Below are 23,859 nucleotides of genomic sequence, written 5' to 3' on the forward strand. Positions count from 1 at the left end.
GGGAGGGTCTTGAGTCGTGACGGAGAAGACAACGCGGCTGGCTGATGTGCAGGCCGATAGCCTGAAACCTTTCAATCAGACGGAAGCGAAGGCGGCATTCTCCGTTCTGAAGGAGATCGCAGCCTCGCAGCCCACTGTGGCGGAGCTTCTGAAGTCCGAGGCGCCGCTGAAGGATTTTCTTGTCGCGGCCCTCTCGCTCTCGCCTTACCTGCGTGAAACGGCGACCATTGCCCCAAGTTTAGTTGCGACCGCGATCGATGTGCCTCTGCAGTCGCATCTGGAGGCAGTTGTTTCCCAGGCGCGCCAAAGTTGGAAGAACGGTGCCAGCGAAGCGGAACTGATGACGGCCTTGCGCAAGGCCAAGCGCGAGGTCAGCTTTCTGGTGGCGCTGGCTGATCTGGCAGGCATATTTGAGACGCGCGAAACGACCGGCTGGCTTTCGCGGATGGCTGATGCCGCTGTCGCAAGCGCGATCGACCATCTGCTGCTGAGTGCGCATGCCAGCGGCAAGCTGAAACTGTCCGATCCCGAAAACCCCAGTGCCGGTTCCGGTGTCGTGGTTCTGGGCATGGGCAAGCTCGGGGCCTTCGAACTGAACTATTCCTCCGACATCGACATCGTTGTGTTCTTCGACCCCGAATCCGGCATCGTGGCCGACCCTGACGATGCGACGGAATTGTTCGGGCGCCTGATGCGACGCCTCATCCGCATCATGCAGGAGCGCACGGCGGATGGTTACGTCTTCCGCACGGATCTGCGCCTGCGGCCCGATCCGGGGTCGACGCCGCTCGCCGTGCCTGTTGAAGCCGCGCTGATCTATTACGAGGGCAGGGGGCAGAACTGGGAGCGGGCTGCCTATATCAAGGCGCGGCCCATCGCCGGCGATATTTCCGCTGGCGAGTGGTTCCTGCGTCAGCTGGTGCCTTTCGTGTTCCGCAAATATCTGGATTACGCGGCGATCGCCGATATCCATTCGATCAAGCGCCAGATCCATGAGCACAAGGGTCATGGCGCGATTGCCGTCAAAGGTCACGACGTAAAACTGGGGCGCGGCGGCATTCGCGAAATCGAATTCTTTGCCCAGACCCAGCAATTGATCGCAGGCGGCCGCATGCCGCCCTTGAGGACACGGGTGACCGAACAGGCGTTGGCGGCCCTCGCCGAAGCGAAGTGGATTGGCCCGGAGGTCGCCAAGGAGCTGACGGAAGCCTATTGGTTTCTGCGCGATGTCGAGCATCGCATCCAGATGGTGCGGGATGAGCAGACGCACCGCCTGCCGGAAACGGAAACCGAGCTGAAGCGCATCGCCTATATGGCTGGGTTTGCTGATATAGCAGGTTTTTCAAAGGCATTGGAAGCAGTGCTGCGCACCGTCGAGAAACGCTATGCGCAGCTGTTCGAGCAGGAAACCAGGCTCTCCGCCAGCGAGGGCAATCTCGTCTTTACCGGTCAGAATGATGATCCGGAAACGCTGAAAACCCTGGCGCGGCTGGGGTTTGAACGTCCTTCCGATATCTCCCGCGTCATCCGCACCTGGCATTATGGGCGCTATCGCGCCACCCAATCGGTTGAGGCGCGGGAGCGGCTGACGGAACTGATGCCGGATCTTCTGAATGCCTTCGGCAGAAGCAGCCGTGCCGATGATGCGCTGCTGCGCTTCGATGGATTTATCAAGGCTCTGCCTGCCGGCATCCAGCTCTTTTCCCTGCTCGGCAACAATCCTGCCCTGCTGACGCTGCTCGTCACCATCATGGCGGCAGCGCCCCGCCTTGCCGATATCATTGCCGCACGCCCGCATGTCTTCGACGGCATGCTGGACCCGAGCCTGATGGCGGAGATCCCCACCCGTGATTATCTGGCGGAGCGTCTCACCACCTTTGTCGGCGGTGCGCGTCATTATGAGGAGGTGCTGGATCGCCTGCGCATCTTTGCCGCCGAACAACGCTTCCTGATCGGCATTCGGCTGTTGACGGGTGCCATTTCCGGCGAGCGCGCCGGTCGCGCCTTTACCGATCTGGCTGATCTCATCATCGAACAGGCGCTGAACGCCGTGCAGGCGGAGATGCACCTTGCGCACGGCGATTATCCAGGTGGGCGTGTGGCCATCCTCGGCATGGGCAAGCTCGGCAGTTTCGAGCTGACTGCAGGCTCGGATGTCGATCTGATCCTCCTCTATGATTACGACAGCAACGCGCTGGAATCGTCCGGACCGAAACCTCTCGATTCCTCCCGCTATTTCACCCGCCTGACGCAGCGCCTAATCGCGGCCCTTTCCGCGCCGACGGCGGAGGGCGTGATCTTCGAGGTGGATCTGCGTCTGCGGCCCTCCGGCAACAAGGGGCCGGTCGCGACCCGTATCAATGCCTTCCGCAAATACCAGCAGGAGGAAGCCTGGACCTGGGAGCATATGGCACTGACCCGGGCGCGAGTGATCTGCGGCGAAGCGAGCCTTGTCGAGGAGGCAGAAACAGTTGTCCGCGAGATGGTCGCCCTTTCCCGTGACCGTGCAAAGATTGCTCGTGACGTGCGGGAGATGAGAGACCTCATCGAACAGGAAAAGCCGGCGCGGGATATCTGGGATTTCAAGCTGATCCCGGGCGGGTTGATCGACATCGAGTTCCTGGCGCAGTTCCTGGCTTTGGTTTTAGATGGTTCGGCGAGTACGGCAACCGGATCTGAAACGGGCAATGGCACGGCGCGCGCCATCGCGACCCTTGGTCCGTCGTTGATGACCGCTGACGACATTGAGCACAGCCTGCAGACCTTGAGCTTCCTCACGGAGCTATCACAAATCATCCGGCTTTGCGTGGACCAGCCCTTTGATCCGAGGGAGGCGCCTGTCGGGCTGGTGGAGCGGCTGTGCGCGGCGGTCGATCTGCCGGATATCGGGCGGGTGGAGGCTGAGGTGAAGGCGCGCACCAAGCGGATGCGCGAGATCTTCAAGGTGATCGTGACGTCCTGAACCGGTTCAGGCTGACAGGGCCTGCGGTTGCGGGGCCGATGCCCGCACGGGGATATAGAGCGATACCACGGTGCCCTTGCCCTCCCGTGAGCGAATGCGCATCGTGCCGCCATGCAGATTGACGAGCGATCGGGAGATGGCGAGGCCAAGGCCTGAGCCGCCCTTGCTCTTGGCATATTGGCTCTGCACCTGTTCGAAGGGCTGACCGATCTTGCCAAGTGCCGATTTTGGTATGCCGATGCCGGTATCGGCAATCGTCAGGAAGAGACCCTTTTCGGACTGGCGGGCGCGCAACTCGATATGCCCGCCCTCATTGGTGAACTTCACCGCGTTCGACAACAGGTTCAGCAGGATCTGCTTCATCGCCCGGCGGTCGCCCAGCATCTTGAGACCCGTATCCACCTTCTGTCGAACAGTGATATGCTTCTCCTGTGCGGGGATCGCGGTAAGACGCGTGCTTTCCTCGATCAATGGCGCGAGATCGATCATCTCGCTGTTGATCTTCATATGGCCGGCTTCGATCTTCGACATGTCGAGAATGTCGTTGATGACATTCAGCAGGTGCTTGCCGCTTTCGTGGATGTCGCGGGCATACTCGCTATATTTCGGCGAGCCGACAGGGCCGAACATGCCGTTCAGCAGGATCTCGGAGAAGCCGAGAATGGCGTTGAGAGGCGTGCGTAACTCATGGCTCATATTGGCCAGAAATTCTGATTTGGCGCGGTTGGCGGCCTGTGCACGCTCCTTCTCCGCCAGATAATTTGAGTTGGCGACGGAAAGCTCTGCCTTCTGACGCTCCAGCTTCTTCTGGGAGGCGGAGAGGTCGCCGATGGTCGCCATCAGGCGCCGTTCGGATTCACGCAGGCGCTCCTGGTGGCGCTTCAAGAGCGAGATGTCGGTGCCGACCGACACCATGCCGCCGTCGCGGGTGCGACGCTCGTTGATCTGCAGCCAGCGTTCATCCGCCAGCTGCACTTCGGTCGTGCGCGAGAAGCCGGTCTGGTCCGGGTCGGCAATGCGCCGTTCAATCACGGGCCGCGCGGCGGCTGCCGTCACCACGCCGCGTTCGGTTCCAGGCACCAGCACGCTATCCGGCAAACCATAGGCCTGCTGGAAGTGCGTGTTGCACATCACCAGCCGGTCGTTCTTGTCCCACAGCACGAAAGCTTCGGACGTACATTCGATGGCGTCGGCGAGGCGCTGATCAGCTTCCGCATAGCGTTCGGCCAACCGGTGTTGCTCGGTCACGTCCATGGCAATGCCGATGACATGCGTGCGCCCGGCAGCCGTGCGCACAACCTGCGCACGGGCCCGCATCCAGACGTAGTGGCCGGCGGCATGGCGCATGCGGAAGACCTGATCGATCTGCTTGGCATTGCCACGGCCAACAGCACGTGCCAGCGCAAACAGGTTGCCATCGGACGGATGCATCATGCGTGCTGCCTCGCTGAAGGACAGCACATTATCACCGGGCGGCAGGCCCAGCATTTCATACATGGAGCGTGACCAGAACAGGCGGCGATTGGTCAGATCAAAATCCCACAGGCCACAGCGTCCTCGGGAGAGAGCGGTTTCGACGCGCATGTTGGATTCGAGAAAGATTTCGTCTGCGTCGCGGGCCCGCTTCACCTGCGCATAATAGGCATAGAGGATCACCAGCAGCACGGAGGATATGCCCGTGAACAGGGTAACGTTCAATGACACCTGCTGGCGCCAGAACTGGTCCGTCGAATCAAGAGGATAGCCGGCCACGACAAGACCGCCATCATTGCTGATGGCATGAATGGCAGCATAATGGGGAATGCCGTTCAGCGATGTTTCAATGACGCCGTCCGCGTCGCTGAAGCGGCGCACCGTTGCCATTTCCGGCAGCAGACTGCCAAGGGTGGAACCAATGTAACCCGACGCACCCGCGCTACCGCCAAAAATGCGGCCTGCACCATCCACCAGCATCACAAAACTTCCGTCCGTCAGCTTGGAAGGCGGCAAAAACGTCTGCAGACGCTGTTCGGACACCTTGCGATCCCCGGACACCACGGAGGCTTCGAAACCGCTAAAAGCGGCGGCACTGGCAGTCGCGACGAGCGAAATGGAATGGCGTGCGGCTTCTTCGGTGCGAGCGCGTTCCGACATCAGGCTCAGAAGGCGCGAAGCCGCAACGACAGCCAGGAAGGCAATGATGAGAATCGGAATAGCGCGCTTCAGCCACAGCTCGACGCTTGGCAGCGTATTAATCCTGTCGCGCAGCCCGCCCAGCATTTGCTGGAAGGAAACGGACGCCAAGGCCGCCCTTTCCGCAAATTTCAAACGCAGCCGTTCTTCGGCCGCGGTTGCCCGCTGCACGTCCGCCATTGTTCAGCTTGATCCCTCGTGAGTGATTCGCAATGCCGCTTGCGATCTGACACGAGTGAATCATTGCTGATTCGCCTTGTCCAGAGGTGGTGTAGAGAAAATTTTAACCAATTGCCTCGGTGATTCAGCGCGGCCCCATCCTTGCGGGGCGCGCGCGATGAATGGGGCGATCAGCCCTTCAGGATGCGCTCGACGATGTCGCGGACATCGGTCGAAAGGCTTAACGCCTTGTCGATCTCCGAGAGGGCTGCTTCCGCATGCGCCGCCCGGCTTGGCTCCAGCGAACGCCAGGAGCGCATGGAGGTCAGCAGGCGTGCGGCGAGCTGCGGGTTTTTCGGGTCGATGGCCAGGATCTGCTGTGCCAGGAAGCGATAGCCTTCGCCATCCGCGCGGCTGAAGCCGGTCGGGTTTGAAAAGGTAAACGAGCCGATCAGCGAGCGAACGCGGTTCGGGTTGCTGGCCACGAAATGGGGATCTTCCATCAGGGCTTTCACGCGTGCCAGCGTAGAGGCGCCCGGAATGGTCGCCTGGATCGCGAACCACTTGTCGAGAACCAGCGCATTGTCCTGGAAGCGCTTCAGGAAAGCGCCGAGGGCATTGGCGGTTTCAGACTGTCCAGGGAAGCGGTGGGCAAGCACCGTCAGCGCCTGGATCGTATCCGTCATGTTGTTCGTGGAAGCGAAGGCCTCCGCTGCCCGGGTGGCGCCGCCATCCAGATAGGAGAGGTAGCTGAGCGCCGCATTGCGCAGCGCCCTGCGGCCAGCGCTGGCTGCATCCGGCGTGAAGTCGCCTTCGTTGACGAGACTTGTGAACAATGTCTCGAAAGTTGCCTGGCCAGCCTTAGCGATATCTGCAAGGATACCCTGGCGCGCCGCATGAATGGCATCCGGATCGTTGTTGCTACCGAACTCGCGGGCAATGTCTGCCTCGCTCGGCAATGCAAGCACCTGAGCGCGGAAGGCAGGCTCCAGCGTGTCGTCGGCTGCGACTTCCAATAGCGTGGCGATGAGTTCTGCCTGCGGCTCCGGCTGACGACCGTCGCGAACATCGCGGGTTGCCTTCATCAGAACCGGCAGCGCCAGATCGGTCAGAGCCTGCCAACGGGCGAAGAGATCTGGCTCGTGGCGGACGATGTGCAGGAGGTCCGTGCTCGATTGCTCGAAGTGCAGGTTGATGGGCGCGGAGAAGCCGCGATTGAGCGATAGAACGGGCCGCGAGCCGATGCCGCCGAAGGTGAAGGTTTGCGCCCGTTCGGTGAGATGCAACACCTCGCCCGTCACGTCACCGCCCTTGACGGAGGACGCACTGGCAAGCGACCCGTTATCCAACAAGAGTGCAAAGCCGAGCGGAATATGCATCGGCTCTTTGTTCGGTTGTCCAGGCGTTGCCTGCACCGTTTGCTCAAGGGAGACGGAAAAGGTCTGGGAGGCGCTGTCGTAAGCGGTGGAGACGCTGACCAGCGGCGTGCCTGCCTGATGATACCAAAGCGAGAACTGTTTCAGATCCTTGCCGCTTGCATCCTCGAAACACTTCACAAAGTCTTCGACCGTTGCCGCGTCGCCATCGTGGCGCTCGAAATAGACGTCCATGCCCTTCTTGAAGGTGTCGCGACCCAGAACCGTCTGGATCATTCGGGTCACTTCCGAACCTTTTTCGTAGACGGTGGTCGTGTAGAAGTTGTTGATCTCGCGATAGGCGGTCGGGCGCACCGGATGTGCCAGCGGGCCGGCATCTTCCGGGAACTGCTCCGCCTTCAGGTGGCGTACCTCGGCGATGCGCTTCACCGCACGCGAGCGCTGGTCGGCGGAAAATTCATGATCTCGGAAAACCGTCAGCCCTTCCTTCAGGCACAGCTGGAACCAGTCGCGGCAGGTAATCCGGTTGCCGGTCCAGTTGTGAAAATATTCGTGCGCGATGATCGCTTCGATATTGGCGTAATCCTGGTCCGTGGCGGTCTCGGGATCTGCCAGAACATACTTGTCGTTGAAGACGTTGAGGCCCTTGTTTTCCATGGCCCCCATGTTGAAATCCGACACCGCAACGATCTGGAAGATGTTGAGATCGTATTCGCGGCCAAAGCGTTCCTCGTCCCACTTCATGGATCGCTTCAAGGCATCCATGGCGTAGGCCGCACGCGGCTCCTTGCCGTGCTCGACATAGATCTTCAGCGCCACCTCATTGCCAGACATCGTCTCGAACGTATCTTCGACGACACCAAGGTCACCTGCGACGAGCGCGAAGAGGTAGGACGGTTTCGGATGCGGATCGAACCAGGCCGCGAAGTGGCGGCCCTCATCGTAATTGCCGCCGCCAAGGAAGTTGCCGTTGGAGAGCAGTAGCGGATTGGCAGCCTTGTCGGCGATGATGGTGATCGTGTAGGGCGCCAGCACATCCGGGCGGTCCGGGAAATAGGTAATGCGACGGAAGCCCTCGGCCTCGCACTGCGTGCAGTAGACGCCATTGGTCCGATAGAGACCCATCAACTGCGTATTGGCTTCGGGATTGATGATCGTGATCACCGTCACCTCGAAAGGCGTGCTTTCCGGGAGGTCGCGAATCACGAGCTTTTCAGCCGTCACATCATAGCGCTCGGCCGGAATTTCGTTCTGGTCGATCAGCAGACCGGAAAGGCTCAGTTCGTCGCCGTCCAGGATAAGCGGGGCGGTTGGATCGGTACCTTCGCGTCGATGAAAAATCAGGCGTGCCTCGATCTTCGTTGCCGTCGGATCGAGTTCGAAGGTAAGATCTACGCGTTCCAACACGAAATCAGTGGGACGGTAGTCTGCCAGATGGATGATCTGACCCGTGTCTGTGCGCATGATTTACCCTAGTTTGGACTGCTCGACGTGGCAACCGCTCGTTGTTGGCAAGCGTTGCCGTCTGGAATATTGCATCGAAAACTGAACGATTACTAAAACCGTCCCGGAAAGAGACGACTTGGCGTCCTTATGCTTAATAGCAAGCTATTTTATCGAAACTTGATAGTCGCTCAGGTTGTTTCTGATGGGTGCATGATAATACTTGATGATTCATTGCCTCAGTTTCGCCTACTGTGGGGCGTGTGGATTTTTTGATTTCCGCTCCCCAAAGCCCCTGATTCAGAGTCTGCCATGCATTCCCAACCGAACGATCCCCTGCGAGGGATCTCGATGAAAGTTCTTTCCGTTCTCGTCTTCGTGGGCATGCAGACTTGCATCAAATCTGCCGGTGATGGCCTTCCCGCTGGGCAGATCACCTTCTATCGCTCAGCTTTCGCACTCGTGCCCATCATGGGCTACCTCGCCTTTCGTGGCGATCTGATCTCGGCCTTCCGCACCAGCAGCCCGTTCGGGCATTTGAAGCGTGGCTGTCTTGGCATCATCGCCATGGCCTGCGGATTTTTCGGACTGACCCATCTGCCGCTGCCGGATGCCATTGCCATTGGTTACGCTTCGCCGCTGATGGCGGTCGTCTTCGCAGCACTTTTTCTGAAAGAGAAGGTGCGCCTTTATCGCTGGACAGCCGTGGCGCTGGGCATTGCGGGCGTGCTAATCATCTCCTGGCCGAAGCTGACAATGTTCAACGAGGGTGGTCTTGGTTCTGAAGAGGCGGTTGGAGCGATCGCCGTGCTGCTCTCCGCTGTGATCGGCGGCATGGCCATGATCCAGACGCGGCAACTGGTGCGCACCGAAAAGACCGCGACGATCGTTTTATATTTTTCGATCACTGCCGCTCTATTCTCAACGCTGAGCCTGCCTTTCGGCTGGGCGGCCCTTGCGTGGGAAACGAAGGCCTTCCTCATCTGCTCAGGCTTCTTTGGCGGGCTGGGGCAGATTTTCTTGACGGAAAGCTATCGGCACGCGGACGTATCGACGGTTGCTCCCTTCGAGTATTCCTCGATCATCCTCGGGATCGCGATTGCCTATGTCTTGTTCGGAGAGGTCCCAACGGCCCCTATGCTGGTCGGAACAGCCATTACAGTATCCGCGGGAATCTTCATCATCTACCGCGAGCACCAGCTTGGGCTTGAACGGAAGGCGGCACGCAAGGCTTCATCGCCAACCTGAAATCCATCGCAACTGAAGGATCAGAGCGGGATCGCGGAGTTTGAAGACTCACCGTTGCTGGCTCTGGCCGAGGCCGAGCGCGCAAACTCGCGGCTCGCACGGATGGCGGAGCGGATGTGCCAGAAGTCTGTCTTGATCATGCGGATGGGATGGAACATCGGCGCATACTCTCCGTCGCTGTTAATCAACGCTCGCGCAGGTCGGCAAAAACCATTGTCGGACGTGTCGAGAGGCCGCGGCGACCGAAGGAGCGTGCGGAAAGCTGCTCGTTGGTGACGGATCCAAAGCCGTGATAGCCTTGCGTCGAACGCGGAGAAAGGCCTGCAAGACGAAGTGTCTCGAAGCCGGAATGAATGGGACGAATGCGGGCCGTGGTCATTGCCTTGGTTCCTTATTGATTCCTCCCAAGACACATCTAATATTGCATCGCAACATTCCGTTCGCAATGCGGTATAGCGCGCCGCTGCTATGCGCTAACAGCATGGCTCGATTCATAAAACTTTAATGATGACGCTCAAATGGGCAGGCGTTGGCGAAAAAGCAGCAGGTCCCGCCACGCCAGCGGCTTGTTCGCAGGTGCTGTCAGCAGATCTTGCGGATGAAAGCTCGCCAGTGCGGGCAGGCTATTCCCTCCAATCACAACCTCACGCCATTCTCCGCGTAGCGAAAAGATCGTGCCGTCCTCGCCCATGAAGAAGCGGGCAGCAAAATTCCCAAGTAACAGCAGGAGTTTCGGCTGCGCCAGAACGATCTGCCGCTCTATGAACGGACGACATATGTCGATCTCGGCAGGCGAGGGAGTGCGGTTGCCCGGCGGCCGCCAGGGAACGGCATTGGTCAGCAGTGTATTGTCGCGCGAGAGGCCGATGGCGGCCAACATCTTGTCCAGGAGTTGCCCTTGCCGCCCGGAAAAGGGCGTTCCGTCGCGGTCATCTTCGGCAGAGGGCAGAGACCCGATCACCATCACGCCGCTCGTTGCATTGCCTGAGGCAAAGACGGTGGAGCGCGCACCGTTCTTGAGATTGCAGCCGGTAAAGGCCTGCAGCACGCCTTTCAGTTCCTCCAGCGTCGCTGCACCTTCCGCTGCCTGACGCGCGGCGGCGGCAGCTTCCGCATCCGGTACCACGGCAGTTCCCGTCGATGCCGCCGGGCGAGGGGCAGGGGCTGTGCGAGATGTAGATTGCCTTGTCGAGCCGGCAGCTTGCGGAGACTGTTCCGCCTGCCGCTGCGGCTGGGCAATCCGTCTCTCTGCCTGCGCCGCAGCAAAGGCAGCTATGCGGTCGACTGGTTCGTCCTCCAGAAGCCACTCCACGCCTGCATCTGCATAGAAATGCAGAAGGGCAGACAATTCCTGCGCGGAGAGGTCGGGTGCGGAGATCATGCTTTCACCTTAAGTTCTCCGCATCGTCAGGGCAACTGCGGAGCCGCCGTCAGGCGGCCCAACGCGCGACATCTCCACTGTCTCCGATCAGCGCCAAGCCATGCGCGATGGAAAGAAGCTCGCCGCCGCTCTCGATGCGTCCAGCATCGAAGCGTCGCTCGAAAATCCGACGGACGGCTGGTACGAAGGAGGTGCCGCCGGTGAGGAAGACTTTGTCCACATCCTGCGGTGGCGTGTTCGTCTTCGTCAGAACCTCATCGAGCGCGCCCTCGATGCGCGCCAAATCGTCGGCAATCCAGCCTTCGAAGTCGGCGCGCTTGACGATCTTACGGCCCGCCTTGCCGAGAGGCGAGAAGTTGAACTCCGCCTCTTCCTGCATGGATAGCGCCATCTTGGTCGCAGAAATGGCCTGGTAGAGGGGATAGCCTTCATCGTGTTCGATCAGCTCGATGAAGAGTTCCAGCTTGTCCGGCTCCGTCGCAGAGCGCACGAGAGACTGCAGGTCCGCGAATTCACGGGTCGTCTTGAAGATCGACAGCTGGTTCCAGCGGCCGAAATTCGCGTAGTAGCCGGACGGAACTTCCAGCAACTTGCCGAAACTCTTGAAGTGGCTGCCCTTGCCGATTTCCGGAGAGACCAGATTGTCGATCATGCGGAAGTCGAAATGGTCGCCTGCGATCCCGACGCCGGAATGGCCGATCGGGATTGCCTTCAGCTGACCGGCGCTGCGCTCGAAACGGATGAGCGAATAGTCGGTGGTGCCGCCGCCGAAATCGGCGACCAATACATTGGCATCTCTTTCCAGCGTCTGGGCGAAGTAATAGGCCGCCGCGACGGGTTCGTAGACATAATGGATTTCCGGCAGCTCGAAGCGCGTCAGCGCTGCCTGATAGCGCTCCAGGGCCAGCTTCTCATCCGGATTACTGCCGGCGAAATGCACGGGACGGCCGACCACCAGACGCGAAATGTCCGACGGCCAGTGATCACCCGCATAAGCCTTCAGCCTTCTCAGGAAGATCTCCATCAGATCCTCGAACTGCTGCTTGCGCGCGAAGACCACGGTTGCCTGGAAAGCCGCACTCGCCGCAAATGTCTTGATCGACTGCAGGAAGCGGCAATCGCCAGGGTTATCGATGAACATGCGGATGGCCGCCTGTCCGGCTTCCACCTTCAGCGCCTGCGCGCCGAGCGTTGCATCCTTCATGAAGGACAAGGCGGTGCGCATGCTGTCGCTGACGCCGGCACTGCTTTCGAACTGCATGGAATGTGTGGTCTGTTGGCCCGGGTAGGTAAGTGCCAGAACAGTGTTGGTCGTGCCAAAATCAAGCCCAAGCGCGCGGCTCATGGCATGCTCCTTTAAATCAATATCGTGCTGATGCTGGCAGAGACGCAATGTCTCCGGCATGAAATACGAAAGCTTCTTGCGAAGCCCGAATGATGGGGAGCGCTCCGTTCGCATACTCGGCGCCGAATGGCAAGCGAAAGGCGGGGCAGAGTGGAAGGAGGCTGATTTCCGCCACGATTGCACGGGACGAAGAAGCAGGATTTCGCCAGAGGAAGCTCATGACGTCACGCTATCGCTCCGTTCTCTTCTCCTTGTTCCTCGTAACGCTTTCCACGTCCGCCTCTGCGGCAGCTCTCTGTCAGGCACCTCCGCCCTCGGCCCTGAAAGGATTGAACGCTGCCATCAAGAAGGATGCGGCTGCGCAATCGCGTGCCATGCCTATCGTGCATGCGGAAGGAACGCTTCCGCATCAGGGTATCTACGACCAGAGCCGGGAGGCGCAGAAGGACTGGGTCGTCGTCTTCAATGCCGCCATGCTTTGGCGCGGTGAGCATAAGCCGGAGGACCTGACGCTCGCATCCCGCCTGCTGGCGGACTGGGCGAAGGTTTACCGGCCAAGCTTCAACCCGATCGATGAAACCGGACTTGATCGTTACATCGCAGCCTTTGATCTCATCCGTGACGATCTCGACCCGCAGGTGCGGAAGAGTGCAGGTGATTTCATTCAAGCGCTGACCACGGGCTACCTTCAGCGCATGGAAAGGGATTTCCGCGCCGACAAAGGAACCTGGGTGAACAACTGGAACTCCCACCGGGTGAAGCTCGTCACCATGGGGGCGGCCGTGCTGCAGGACGGACATCTCTGGGATCGTGCGCGCCAGCAATTCATCGCGCAACTGGGCCACAATATCCAGAAGGACGGCAGTGTCATGGATTTCCATGAGCGCGATGCGTTGCATTATGTCGTCTATGATCTGGAGCCACTGACGACCGCCGCTATGGTGGCCAAGGGCAGGGGCGAGGATTGGCTGCATCTCAACAAGCAGGGCGTCAGTATTGCGCATGCTCTCGACTGGCTGGTTCCCTATGCAACGGGGCAGCAGGCGCATGAGGAATTCGTGAATTCGAAGGTGAAATTCGACGCTGCGCGCCGTAATGCCGGCATGTCCGGGTTCGGTGGCCCCTGGGATCGCAAGGGTGCTGCTGCCTTGTTCGGCATGGCTGCGCAACTTGATCCGCGTTATCGACCGGTCGCGGATTCCCTTGGGCCGTCCAAGGGCTGGACCTCACTCTGCTTCGGTGGGTGAAGCTTTCTATGCCAAAACAAAAACCCCTCGGAGCAACGGTCCGAGAGGTTGTTTTTAGAGAAGGGCGCCGCCGTTATTCCGCAGCGGCTGCCGGTGCATGCGGCCCGGACTGCACGTTGGCTGCTTCGTGGCTGTCCTTCCGGCGGAACAGGCGGGCGATGCCTTTGCCGAGGCGGTCCATCTCCACGAAGATGACCGGCGTGATGAACAGCGTCAGCAGCTGCGACACGAGCAGACCGCCAACGACGGCGATACCGAGCGGCTGGCGAAGCTCCGAGCTTGCGCCTGAGCCGAGCGCGATCGGAAGAGCACCGAGCAGCGCGCAGAAGGTGGTCATCATGATCGGCCGGAAACGGCGCACGCAGGCTTCGTGAATGGCCGCTGCCGTGGTTTCACCATGGTCGCGGATCAGTTCGACCGCGACGTCAATCATCATGATGGCATTCTTCTTGACGATACCGATCAGCATCAGCAGGCCGATGAGCGCGATGATCGACATGTCGAACTTCATGATCCAGAGAGCTGCCAGCGCACCAAAGGCTGCCGCCGGAAGACCGGACAGAATGGTAAGCGGATGCACGAAGCTCTCATACAGCACGCCCAGCACCACATAGATGGTGAGAACGGCAGCGAGGATCAGGATGCCGGTATTGCCCTGGCTCTGCTGGAAGATGGCAGCCGTACCGCCATAGGTCGTGAAGACGTCGCTGGGAACGCCGATATCACGCTTGATCTCGTCGACGCGGGCTGTTGCCTGGCTGAGCGACACACCTTCCGGCAGGTTGAACGACACCGTGGTCGACACGAGCTGACCCGTCTGGTTCACAGTGACCGGAGAATTGCGGCGTTCGACCTTGGCGAAGTTCGATAGCGGAACCAGCGTGTTGCTCTTGGAAGAGAGAACGTTGATATCGCGCAGGAACTCGTCGTTCCATGGCTTGCTCTTGTCGAATTCGACAATGACGTCATAGCTGTCGCCCGTCGACTGGATCTGCGCCGCCGTATAACCGCCGAACGCCATTTCCAGCGTCTTGCGCAGTTGGTCGTTCGTGATGCCGTAGGCGGCTGCCTTTTCCGTATCCAGAACGATGGTTGCGGCGATCGCGTTGTTCTGCGCGTCGGTCGTCACGTCGGTGAAAAGGCCGTCGCTGCGCATGGCGGCGAGCAGCTTGTTTGACCATTCGTTGGTCATGTCGCTGCTGAGGGCCTGAACGACCAGCTGATATTGGCTGGCAGTGTTGCGGCCACCGAAACGAAGGCTCTGCTGCGGCGTAATGAAGGTCTTGATGCCGGCAACACGCGCCGTGGCGCGGCGCAGTTCGTCGATCGTTTGGGCAAGCGGTGGCCGCTCGTCCTTATCCTTCAGCTCCACAAACATTGTGCCGTTGTTCAGCGGGTTTCGGGCATTGCCGCCGACCGTCGAGGTCACATGCTTGACCGCCTCGTTCTTGCCGATGATGGCAGCCACCTGGGCCTGAAGGTCGCGCATGGCCTCGTAAGAGATGTCTTCGCGTGCACGGGTCGAGATCGACAGGCGACCGATATCTTCCTGCGGGAAGAAGCTGGCGGGCAGGGAGTGGAACAGCCAGCCCGAAGCAGCGACCGAACCGAGAAAGCTCATCAAAACGATGAATCGGTGGCGTAAGCACCAACGGACCGAACGGTCGTACCCACGAAGTGTCCAATCGAACCCGGCATTGAACCAGCGGATGATCATCGGCGGGCGGCCGGAATGCGACGACAGGCGAGAGCCGAGCATCGGCGTCACCGTCAGCGAAACAACCGCAGACGATAGGATGGCAAGCGTGACGACCATGCCGAACTCGTTCAGCAGGCGACCGACGACGCCACCCATCAGCAGGATGGGAATGAACACGGCGACCAGCGAGATCGACATGGACATGATGGTGTAGCTGACTTCCGCAGCGCCCTTGAGAGCGGCCTCCCGCATCGGAAGACCCTCTTCGTGCAGACGAAGGATGTTTTCCAGCATGACGATGGCATCGTCCACCACAAGGCCGACGGATAGGGTCAGCCCGAGCAACGAAATGTTGTCGATACTATATCCCATCACATACATCGCGCCAAAGGTGGCGATGAGCGATAAAGGTACCGCAAGCCCCGGGATAACGGTTGCCATCAGGTGGCCGGTGAAGAGATAGATCACCAGCACCACCAGCACGATCGTGAGGATCAGCGTGAACTGGACGTCGTTAATGGACTCCTTGATCGCCGTGGAAGCGTCATTCATGACGTTGATCTTCACCGAAGGCGGCAGCTGCGCTTTCAGGGCTGGCAGCTTGTCCTTGATGAGATTGACGACCTCGACCGTATTGGCATCCGGCTGGCGCTGAACGGCCAGAACGATCGCCTGCTTGCCGTCATACCAGCTGCCTGCATCCAGGTTTTCAACGCTGTCTTGAACATTGGCAACATCGCCCAGATGGATCGGTGCGTCATTCTTGGTGGTAATCACCAGGGTCTTGAACTGATCGGCATTGGTGCGCTGTGTCTTGGCATCGATGGTCAGACGCTGCGACTGGTTCTGCAAAGCGCCAACCGGCACCTGGCTATTGGCGCTCGCAATCGCATTTGTCAGCGTGTCGACACCGATGCCGCGGGCTTCAAGCTGGGAGGGATCGACTTCCACACGCACAGCATAGGTCTGCGCACCATAGACGGAGACTTCCGCAACGCCAGACAGGGTCGAGAGAAGCGGCGAGACGACGTCTTCCGCGATTTCGTCAACCTTGCTGCGCGGCAGCTCGTCGCTGTTGATAGCAAGCAGCAGGATGGGCGCATCGGCCGGGTTCGTCTTTCGATAGCTCGGCGTCGTCGTCATGTTGCTGGGCAACTGACGGGTTGCGCGCGAGATTGCCGCCTGCACGTCCGCCGCGGCCGCGTCGATATCGCGGTTCAGATCGAACTGCAGCACGATCGACGTGTTGCCGAGCGAATTGCTGGAGCTGATTTCGGAAACACCAGGAATGGTCTGAAACTGCTTGATGAGCGGTGTAGCAACCGAGGTTGCCATGGTTTCCGGCGAAGCGCCTGAAAGTGCTGCGGAAACGTTGATGGTCGGAAAATCGACCTTCGGAAGAGCTGAGACCGGCAGAAGGCGGTAACCGGCAAGACCGGCCAGCACAAGTCCGATGGCAAGAAGCGTCGTCGCGACGGGGCGATTGATGCAAAATGCAGGGATCATGGCTTGGCAGCTCCCTCAATCGGCAGATTGGCTGCCACCTTCTCAGCGCCTGCAAACTGCTCGATGACCGACTGGCCGTTGGCGAGCTGCACCTGACCCTCGACGACGATGTGATCGCCCTCGTTCAGACCACTTGCAATCGCTGTCATGTCGCCATTGGCGCGGGCAACCTTGACCTTCGTCGCATGGACCTTCTTGTCGGCATCGACCGTATAGACGAAGAAGCCGTCATTGCCCGGACGTACTGCAACGGTTGGTACCACGATGTTGCGGTCATTGGTTGTGAAATGAGCCGTCACGTTGACGCTCTGGCCGGGCCAGAGGGTGCCCTTGTCGTTCTTGAATTCGGCTTTGGCCGAGACAGTACCGGAATTCTGGTCGACCGCATTGTCGAAGAAGGTCAGCGTACCGCGATCGGCAACGCCACCTGTTGCAGATGGATCCGCGTCGACCGGTGCCTTGCTGCGCAGACCTTCATGCAGCTGCGGCAGATAACGCTGCGACAAGCGGAATTGAACGTAGATCGGATCATACTTGGTAATGGTAACGATCGTGGCGCCAGCACTCACATAAGCGCCGGGGCTCACCATGATATCACCCAGGCGACCGTTATACGGCGCGCGAATTTCCATGTGCTCCAGAGCGACCATGTCAGAGGCGAGCGTTGCCTTGTCGGCATCCACCTTGGCGGCAGCAGAGTCCCGCGCGGCCTTCGTCTGCTCGTAGGTCTGTTGAGATTGCGCGTTCTGCTTCACCAGAGTTTCAGCGCGCTGGAAAGAGGCTTCATATTGAGCAAGGCTTGCCTCGTCGGCAGCGATATTGGCCTTGTCTTTGTTGACAGCAGCTAGGGCTGCGCGATCATCTAGCTTTGCGATCAAATCGCCGATCTTGATCTCCTGGCCATCCCGGGCAATGACCTCCATCACAAGGCCCTGCTGCAGTGCGGCAATCGTCGTCGTATCGGCGGCCTGCGCCCAGCCCGTCGCCGTCACGTCCATGGGAAGCGTTGCAAGGCTTGCTGGGATCGTCTTCACCGTTGCCGGACCGCCGCCGCGGCGCGCACCACCCTGGCCCTGTGCACCACCCTGGCCCTGACGCTGCTGCCCATTTTCAGCGGTTTGCGCCTGGCCAGCACCCTGATTGCCGCCTTTCCGCCGCTCGCCTGCGGGTGCACCGTCAGTCTGTGCAACAGCCTTGCCGTCTGCGTGGATGTAATCCTTCACATACGGAACTTGATCCAGGTAAGGAATCTTGTCGCGATAATACCAGCCGCCGGCGGCGGCGATCGCGAGGATGCTGGCTGCAGTCCAGAAGGTCTTCATTGATAACGCCCGATGCTGAGTGATGGTATGACCTATCATCCGACAATTACGCTGGTGCGAAAATGACGGCTCAGCATAAAAACGATCAACTGCGGGTGAAATCACCTTAATTTCTTGTAATGTAGGGCCATGCTTAAGAAAATAAGAGGCTTTCCTTGGTGGAAAGCCTCTATAGGTTGTCAGAGTGACTTTGCTGCACCGCCGTCGACGCGGATCATGCTGCCCGTCACATAGGCTGCTTGAGTCGAGCAAAGGAAGGCGCCGACTGCACCGAATTCTTCCACGGTGCCAAGGCGGCCGGCCGGGATGGACTTGATCGAAGCCGCTCGAACCTCGTCCACGCTCTTGCCCTGACGCTTTGCATTGGCGCCGTCCAGTTCGTCGATTCGGTCGGTATGGATGCGACCCGGAAGGATAAGGTTAGCCGTAATACCGTTGCCCGCTACTTCCGTCGCGAGTGTCTTGTTCCAGCCGACGAGCGCCCCGCGCAGCGTGTTGGAAAGAGCAAGATTGGCAATCGGTTCGATAACGCCGGACGATGCAACTGTCAGAATGCGTCCCCAGCCTTGCGTCTTGAGTTCCGGCAGGAAGGTGTTGGTGAGCGTGATGACGCGCAGCACCATTGTCTGGAAGAAGGTCTCCAGCTTGTCGGCGCTCATATCTTCGGACGTACCGGGTGTCGGGCCACCCGTGTTGTTCACAAGAATGTCGAGACCGCCCAGCTTCTCGCGCACAGCCTTGGTAATGTTCTCGATGAAGTCGTCATCCGAAAGATCTGCCCAGACCCAGTCTGCCTTGCCGCGACCTTCTGCGTTGATCGCCTTGCAATTCTCCGCCAGCCTTTCGCCATTTCTGCCGCACAGCAACACATGGACGCCCTCGCGGGCCAGCGCTGTTGCGATGCCAAGGCCGAGGCCGCGCGAAGAGGCAAGCACGAGCGCACGCTTGCCGGTGATACCGAGATCCATGAATAGTCCCTTTCCAATAAATGCAATAAGGTGGCGGCAAACTAGCAAGCACGTTTGGGCGCGGGAAGTGCGAAGGGCAGCTTACTTTGATTTAAAGTTGACGTGCACGTAAACGTCATATAACTTTTTCTTCGAAATGAGGAGGAGCCTGTCAACCTGCCCCAATCCCTGTCGCATGCTGGCTCGACAAGCCGGTTTCCTTTTGTCAAGGAGAAGGGGAATTGGGGACAGAGCGAGCGGAGCATAAGGATGAGCGTAATGGAGCTGCCCGAACGCGAGAGCATGGAGTTTGACGTGGTGATCGTTGGCGCCGGACCGGCCGGTCTCGCAGCCGCGATCCGTCTCAAGCAGGTCAATCCGGAACTCTCGGTCGTCGTTTTGGAAAAGGGTGCGGAAGTGGGCGCGCACGTGCTGTCGGGCGCGGTGGTAGATCCTATCGGCATTGACCGGTTGCTCCCGGGTTGGCGCGAAGAGCAGGGGCATCCCTTCACAACTCCCGTGGTCGATGATCAGTTTCTGTTCCTCGGTCCAGCTGGCTCGGTCCGCCTGCCGAACGCGTTCATGCCGCCTCTGATGAACAATCACGGCAATTACGTCGTCTCGCTTGGCCTCGTCTGTCGTTGGCTGGCGGAGAAGGCGGAAGCGCTGGGCGTCGATATCTATCCGGGCTTTGCGGCAACGGAGGTGCTCTACAATGACGAGGGTGCCGTCATCGGTGTCGCCACCGGCGACATGGGGATCGAGAAGAACGGCGAACCTGGGCCGAACTATACGCGCGGTATGGCGCTTCTCGGCAAGTATGTGCTGATCGGCGAAGGCGTGCGCGGTTCGCTTGCAAAGCAGCTGATCGCCAAATACCAGCTGTCGGATGGCCGCGAGCCGCAAAAGTTCGGGATTGGTCTCAAGGAACTGTGGGAAGTAAAGCCGGAGAAGCACAAGCCTGGCCTTGTGCAGCACTCCTTCGGTTGGCCGCTCGACATGAAAACCGGCGGTGGTTCATTCCTCTACCACCTACATGACAACCTCGTCGCCGTCGGCTTTGTCGTCCATCTCAACTACAAGAACCCGTATCTCTTCCCCTTCGAGGAGTTCCAGAGGTTCAAGACGCATCCGGCTATCCGCGATACGTTCGAAGGCGCCAAGCGCATTTCTTACGGCGCCCGTGCGATTACGGAAGGCGGCTATCAGTCCGTGCCGAAGCTGTCCTTCCCTGGCGGCGCGCTGATTGGCTGTTCGGCGGGCTTCGTCAATGTGCCGCGCATCAAAGGCAGCCATAACGCGGTTCTTTCCGGTATCATGGCAGCCGAAAAGATTGCCGATGCCATCGCTGCCGGACGGGCCAATGACGAACCGGTCGAGATCGAGAACGCTTGGCGCGAAAGCGATATCGGCAAGGATCTCAAGCGTGTCCGCAACGTCAAGCCACTGTGGTCCAAGTTCGGTACCGCAATCGGCATCATGCTTGGCGGCCTTGATATGTGGACGAACCAGTTGTTCGGTTTCTCCTTTTTCGGCACGCAAAAGCACGGCAAGACCGATGCGCAAAGCCTTGAGCCGGCATCGAAGCATAAGCCGATTGCCTATCCGAAGCCGGATGGCGTGCTGACCTTTGATCGTCTGTCCTCCGTCTTTCTCTCCAACACCAACCATGAAGAGGACCAACCGGTTCATCTTCAGGTGAAGGACATGGAGTTGCAGAAGCGTTCGGAACTGGGAATCTTTGCCGGACCGTCCACGCGCTACTGTCCCGCCGGCGTCTACGAATGGGTGGAGAAGGATGGCGAGCAGGTCTACGTGATCAACGCGCAGAACTGCGTTCACTGCAAGACCTGTGACATCAAGGACCCGAACCAGAATATCAACTGGGTGCCACCCCAGGGCGGTGAAGGTCCGGTCTATCCGAGCATGTAATCAAAGGTGCCGGTGCATGCCGGCGCCTTGAAACATGATTGTCGTTCCAAAAGTTACGGTAGGCCTGGTGGAAATTCCTTTGCGGAAGGTCTCCTTGGGTTTAATAGCAAAGGAACGAGGCGGACAGGCCCGATGGATGAGTGATGAAGACTTTGTCAGGCGACCGGTGGAGCGGCAAACTGCGTGCGAACAGCACGGGTGCGATGGCATTGGCTACAGCCATAACCTTGAGCTACGCGCTCACGGGTTTTTCCGTAGAAGCGGGCGATTGCCGGCGCGAGGCAAGTTCCGGTGTCGATTGGAGCAGTTGCAAGAAGCGTCTTCTGATGCTGGGCGGTAGTGACTTCAAAGGCGCCAATCTCGCGGAAACCGATTTCAGTATGACGGATCTCAGCCGCACCGATATGACAGGTGCGGTGCTGGAAAAGGCAACCACCATCCGGGCTTATATCGCAGGTGCGAGTATGGTGGGTGCCAACTTCAACAAGGTGGAAGGTTATCGCAGCGATTTTACCGAAGCAAAGGCCGACAAAGCAACTTTCGTGGCCGCTGAACTGCAGCGCGTCAGCTTTGTCGGTGCCAGCCTCGTCGGTGCGGATTTTTCCAAAGCAGAATTGGGCCGTGCCGATTTTCGCAAGTCGATCATGGGCAACACCAGTTTTCGATTGGCCAATCTCTCGCGTGCCGATCTTCGCGACATCCGGATACAGGGCTCCATTGACCTGTCGGGGGCAGTCATGTTCCGAACCCGCATTGACGGCATGGATTTAAAGCAAGTGAAGGGTCTGTCGCAGACCCAAGTGGATCTTGCGTGTGGTGACAAAAATACGGTCTTGCCGCCCGGTTTGAACCGCCCCGAAGACTGGGAGTGCGGTGAGGAATAGGTTGCGCCAACGTTTGGCCGACTATGATCCTTAACGCATCGACCGCATCCTTAAGGCCCGTTAGTGCTTCATTAACCATAATGTCCGTAATTTTCGGTCAACCAGAATCGACCGCAAAAAGGACATATTCATGACAGTCTCGCGCCGTGGCTTCCTGATTGGCATGCCGCTTTTCCTCGCCGGATGCACCTCGACGGTTGTCAACCAGCAGGGAAGTTACGCCGCACTGCCTGCGGAAAAATTTCCGCTGAAGGAAGTGCCGGTCGAGAAGATTAAGCCGGAACTGCGCCGCACGCAGGTGGCTTATTCAACCGTGCACAAGCCCGGCACCATCGTGGTCGACACGCCGGCGCGTCGTCTGTATTACGTGCTGGATAACGGTCAGGCTATGCGCTACGGCGTCGGCGTTGGTCGTCAGGGTCTCGCCTTTGCCGGCAATGCTTATGTCGGCCGCAAGGCGGAATGGCCCACCTGGACCCCCACCGAAAACATGCAGCGCCGTGAAGCGCGATACAAGAAACTTGCCGGCGGCATGCCCGGAGGCCCGAACAACCCGCTGGGTGCGCGCGCCATGTATCTTTTCCGCGACGGCGGCGACACGCATTTCCGCATTCACGGGACCAACCAGCCGGAATCGATCGGTTATGCAATGTCGAGCGGTTGCATCCGCATGATGAACCACGACGTCATCGATCTCTATTCCCGTGTAAAGGTCGGCGACCGCGTCTTCGTCATCCAGGAAAACAGGGCCTGATCCAAAGTTCGGGAGAGGGCACGCGTTCCCCGCGATCGCTTGCCACACCTCTCTCCGTTGCAAGAGAGCAGCCTCAAAATCCCCGCAGACGCTTTTATCCGGCGGGAGAGCGATCCGCTTCGCATGATGCGGCCACGGGGTCAGCCGATATTCGGTTCCACGTGCGAGCCATCGCTCGGCAGCAGTTCAGCCGTCTCTCCGTCCTTCAAGAACATCGGCAGTGCCGAATAGCTGAAGACGTCAAACTTATCGTTGTAACCATTGGGATCTGACCAGGATTCCTGCGGCCTCGGCACCGTGGTGAAATGGCCGTTAATGACCTTTTGGCTGAGTTCAAACGTCATGAAGCCGTGCCGCGAATCGATTGCCTGAATCAGTTTGGCACCGGTTTCCGGGTCTGTATAACCCGGCTGGGAGGCGAGGTAGTGCAAGTTCCAATAACCACCGTTTCCAATCACGAAAAACGGGATCGAGTGGCCGCCGATGGTCTTTTCAATGCGCTGGTAGTTATGCACATGCGCCGTCAGAACCATGTTCGGGACGCGGCGGGATGTGTTGATGGCATCTTGCAACTCGGTGGCCATCGTAGAGCTCCCACTGTGGTATTTGTCGAACGAATAGACCGGATGATGCAGCGCGACGATCACCGCCTTTGATTTATCTGCCGCCTTCATCTCGTTGTGGAACCACGCACGCTGCTCCGGGGAAATCTTACCGTGTTCGGGCACATTCGTATAAAGCCCGATGATCGTTGCGAACGGTGTGATCAGCGTCCAGTAGAACCAGGGCTGATGCATGGCAGGGCGACCACTGTCGTGAGATTCATGCGTGAATGTATCGGGCGCTTCCGCGAGAAAGTTCTCATAAAAGCCGAGCAGCGAGATTGATTCCCGTGTCGTGAGTTCACCATCGTGATTGCCTGGAATGGCGACAATCGGTAACGGATAATGCTCGTAGGGCTCATAGAACTGCGGCCAATACTCCGCCACTTCGCCGGTGTAGTAGACGACGTCACCAAGATGATAGCAGAAGACGGGATGCATGCGGTCCGTTTCAAGCGAATGCTCCATACCGCTTGCGACCATCGCCTGCGCCTCCGGCCGCTTGACCCCGCCCGTATCACCAACGCAATGAAACGCCAGTCGCCCCGTCTCGCCAATGGCTTTATAGGCCGCCGCCGGAATGACGTCCTTGAGGTCCATATGATAGGGGGCTTTTCCTCGGGGTTTGAAATCTTCCGGGATGGGCTCAAATTCAATGATGCGCGGTGGTTGTTTATGGGCAAGCGACGCGCCTGGCTGGCGAGACTTGGAAATGGACTTCATCGGCGTCCTCCATGGCGCGGAAGGTTCGTTTGGATCTTAATCCAAGTGGCCGCGCGTAAACTCACACCAATAGAATAGCACCACTAACGTAACAGTTATTTTACGGATGGCAACCTGTGGTAATTTTCTGGAAAAAATGCACTTTTTCAGAGCTTCA

Annotated in this window: 15 protein-coding genes; 6 read left to right on the plus strand and 9 right to left on the minus strand. The window is 59.1% G+C overall.

What is annotated here, in order from left to right; translation table 11 throughout:
* The first annotated feature begins 16 nt into the window (after window positions 1–16).
* On the plus strand, window positions 17–2,962 hold the full coding sequence (locus Q2T52_RS05685) for a bifunctional [glutamine synthetase] adenylyltransferase/[glutamine synthetase]-adenylyl-L-tyrosine phosphorylase (protein WP_302075684.1): 2,946 nt from the start codon (window positions 17–19) through the stop codon (window positions 2,960–2,962).
* Between the two features lie 6 nt (window positions 2,963–2,968).
* Here Q2T52_RS05685 and Q2T52_RS05690 read toward each other — a convergent pair whose 3' ends face one another.
* Entirely contained in the window at window positions 2,969–5,314 is a 2,346-nt protein-coding gene (locus tag Q2T52_RS05690) for a PAS domain-containing sensor histidine kinase (protein WP_302075685.1), read from the minus strand.
* Between the two features lie 170 nt (window positions 5,315–5,484).
* Window positions 5,485–8,133: an aminopeptidase N gene (gene pepN / locus Q2T52_RS05695; protein ID WP_302075686.1), complete on the minus strand. Its 2,649-nt coding sequence runs from the start codon at window positions 8,131–8,133 to the stop codon at window positions 5,485–5,487.
* A gap of 291 nt (window positions 8,134–8,424) precedes the next feature.
* On the opposite strand from pepN, the gene Q2T52_RS05700 reads away from it, so the two are divergent.
* Window positions 8,425–9,360, plus strand: coding sequence for a DMT family transporter (locus Q2T52_RS05700; RefSeq protein WP_302075687.1), 936 nt, complete (start codon window positions 8,425–8,427; stop codon window positions 9,358–9,360).
* A 184-nt stretch (window positions 9,361–9,544) separates the two neighbouring features.
* Here Q2T52_RS05700 and Q2T52_RS05705 read toward each other — a convergent pair whose 3' ends face one another.
* From Q2T52_RS05705 to Q2T52_RS05715, 3 genes are all read right to left on the minus strand, one after another.
* A complete protein-coding gene (locus tag Q2T52_RS05705) occupies window positions 9,545–9,739 on the minus strand; it encodes a hypothetical protein (protein ID WP_302075688.1) in 195 nt (64 codons plus the stop codon).
* A gap of 135 nt (window positions 9,740–9,874) precedes the next feature.
* The gene (locus Q2T52_RS05710; RefSeq protein WP_302075689.1) at window positions 9,875–10,741 is read right to left on the minus strand and encodes a uracil-DNA glycosylase; all 867 of its coding nucleotides are present in this window, start codon (window positions 10,739–10,741) and stop codon (window positions 9,875–9,877) included.
* Window positions 10,742–10,790: 49 nt separating this feature from the next.
* Window positions 10,791–12,086, minus strand: a complete 1,296-nt coding sequence (locus Q2T52_RS05715) for an Hsp70 family protein (protein WP_302075690.1) — start codon at window positions 12,084–12,086, stop codon at window positions 10,791–10,793.
* A 218-nt stretch (window positions 12,087–12,304) separates the two neighbouring features.
* On the opposite strand from Q2T52_RS05715, the gene Q2T52_RS05720 reads away from it, so the two are divergent.
* Window positions 12,305–13,333: an alginate lyase family protein gene (locus Q2T52_RS05720; RefSeq protein ID WP_302075691.1), complete on the plus strand. Its 1,029-nt coding sequence runs from the start codon at window positions 12,305–12,307 to the stop codon at window positions 13,331–13,333.
* 73 nt (window positions 13,334–13,406) lie between these two features.
* Here the strand turns inward: Q2T52_RS05720 and Q2T52_RS05725 are convergent, their stop codons facing one another.
* From Q2T52_RS05725 to Q2T52_RS05735, 3 genes are all read right to left on the minus strand, one after another.
* Complete coding sequence (locus Q2T52_RS05725) at window positions 13,407–16,538, minus strand: efflux RND transporter permease subunit (protein ID WP_302075692.1); 3,132 nt, start codon at window positions 16,536–16,538, stop codon at window positions 13,407–13,409.
* Entirely contained in the window at window positions 16,535–17,860 is a 1,326-nt protein-coding gene (locus Q2T52_RS05730) for an efflux RND transporter periplasmic adaptor subunit (protein ID WP_302075693.1), read from the minus strand. Before Q2T52_RS05730 ends, Q2T52_RS05725 begins: the two co-directional genes overlap by 4 nt.
* Window positions 17,861–18,039: 179 nt before the next feature.
* Window positions 18,040–18,828 (minus strand): SDR family oxidoreductase, encoded by a 789-nt coding sequence (locus Q2T52_RS05735; protein WP_302075694.1) that lies wholly within the window; start codon window positions 18,826–18,828, stop codon window positions 18,040–18,042.
* 249 nt (window positions 18,829–19,077) lie between these two features.
* Here Q2T52_RS05735 and Q2T52_RS05740 point away from each other — a divergent pair, with 249 nt between their 5' ends.
* The 3 genes from Q2T52_RS05740 to Q2T52_RS05750 all read left to right on the plus strand — a co-directional run bounded on the left by Q2T52_RS05740 (window position 19,078) and on the right by Q2T52_RS05750 (window position 22,377).
* Window positions 19,078–20,739: an electron transfer flavoprotein-ubiquinone oxidoreductase gene (locus Q2T52_RS05740; protein ID WP_302075695.1), complete on the plus strand. Its 1,662-nt coding sequence runs from the start codon at window positions 19,078–19,080 to the stop codon at window positions 20,737–20,739.
* A 143-nt stretch (window positions 20,740–20,882) separates the two neighbouring features.
* Window positions 20,883–21,623, plus strand: coding sequence for a pentapeptide repeat-containing protein (locus Q2T52_RS05745; protein WP_302075696.1), 741 nt, complete (start codon window positions 20,883–20,885; stop codon window positions 21,621–21,623).
* Window positions 21,624–21,753: 130 nt separating this feature from the next.
* Complete coding sequence (locus Q2T52_RS05750; RefSeq protein WP_302075697.1) at window positions 21,754–22,377, plus strand: L,D-transpeptidase; 624 nt, start codon at window positions 21,754–21,756, stop codon at window positions 22,375–22,377.
* 140 nt (window positions 22,378–22,517) lie between these two features.
* Here the strand turns inward: Q2T52_RS05750 and Q2T52_RS05755 are convergent, their stop codons facing one another.
* Window positions 22,518–23,702, minus strand: a complete 1,185-nt coding sequence (locus Q2T52_RS05755) for a metallophosphoesterase family protein (RefSeq protein WP_302075698.1) — start codon at window positions 23,700–23,702, stop codon at window positions 22,518–22,520.
* Between the last annotated feature and the right edge of the window lie 157 nt (window positions 23,703–23,859).

Source organism: Rhizobium oryzicola (assembly GCF_030504645.1).
GTDB classification, from domain to species: Bacteria; Pseudomonadota; Alphaproteobacteria; order Rhizobiales; family Rhizobiaceae; genus Neorhizobium; species Neorhizobium oryzicola.

Excerpts from the sequence above, each read along its gene's own strand:
- pepN (WP_302075686.1), bottom strand. The coding sequence starts at position 8,133 with ATGCGCACAGACACGGGTCAGATCATCCATCTGGCAGACTACCGTCCC.
- Q2T52_RS05710 (WP_302075689.1), bottom strand. The coding sequence starts at position 10,741 with ATGATCTCCGCACCCGACCTCTCCGCGCAGGAATTGTCTGCCCTTCTG.
- Q2T52_RS05745 (WP_302075696.1), top strand. The coding sequence starts at position 20,883 with ATGAAGACTTTGTCAGGCGACCGGTGGAGCGGCAAACTGCGTGCGAAC.
- Q2T52_RS05690 (WP_302075685.1), bottom strand. The coding sequence starts at position 5,314 with ATGGCGGACGTGCAGCGGGCAACCGCGGCCGAAGAACGGCTGCGTTTG.
- Q2T52_RS05700 (WP_302075687.1), top strand. The coding sequence starts at position 8,425 with ATGCATTCCCAACCGAACGATCCCCTGCGAGGGATCTCGATGAAAGTT.
- Q2T52_RS05730 (WP_302075693.1), bottom strand. The coding sequence starts at position 17,860 with ATGAAGACCTTCTGGACTGCAGCCAGCATCCTCGCGATCGCCGCCGCC.
- Q2T52_RS05735 (WP_302075694.1), bottom strand. The coding sequence starts at position 18,828 with ATGGATCTCGGTATCACCGGCAAGCGTGCGCTCGTGCTTGCCTCTTCG.
- Q2T52_RS05740 (WP_302075695.1), top strand. The coding sequence starts at position 19,078 with ATGAGCGTAATGGAGCTGCCCGAACGCGAGAGCATGGAGTTTGACGTG.
- Q2T52_RS05705 (WP_302075688.1), bottom strand. The coding sequence starts at position 9,739 with ATGACCACGGCCCGCATTCGTCCCATTCATTCCGGCTTCGAGACACTT.
- Q2T52_RS05750 (WP_302075697.1), top strand. The coding sequence starts at position 21,754 with ATGACAGTCTCGCGCCGTGGCTTCCTGATTGGCATGCCGCTTTTCCTC.
- Q2T52_RS05755 (WP_302075698.1), bottom strand. The coding sequence starts at position 23,702 with ATGAAGTCCATTTCCAAGTCTCGCCAGCCAGGCGCGTCGCTTGCCCAT.
- Q2T52_RS05725 (WP_302075692.1), bottom strand. The coding sequence starts at position 16,538 with ATGATCCCTGCATTTTGCATCAATCGCCCCGTCGCGACGACGCTTCTT.
- Q2T52_RS05720 (WP_302075691.1), top strand. The coding sequence starts at position 12,305 with ATGACGTCACGCTATCGCTCCGTTCTCTTCTCCTTGTTCCTCGTAACG.
- Q2T52_RS05715 (WP_302075690.1), bottom strand. The coding sequence starts at position 12,086 with ATGAGCCGCGCGCTTGGGCTTGATTTTGGCACGACCAACACTGTTCTG.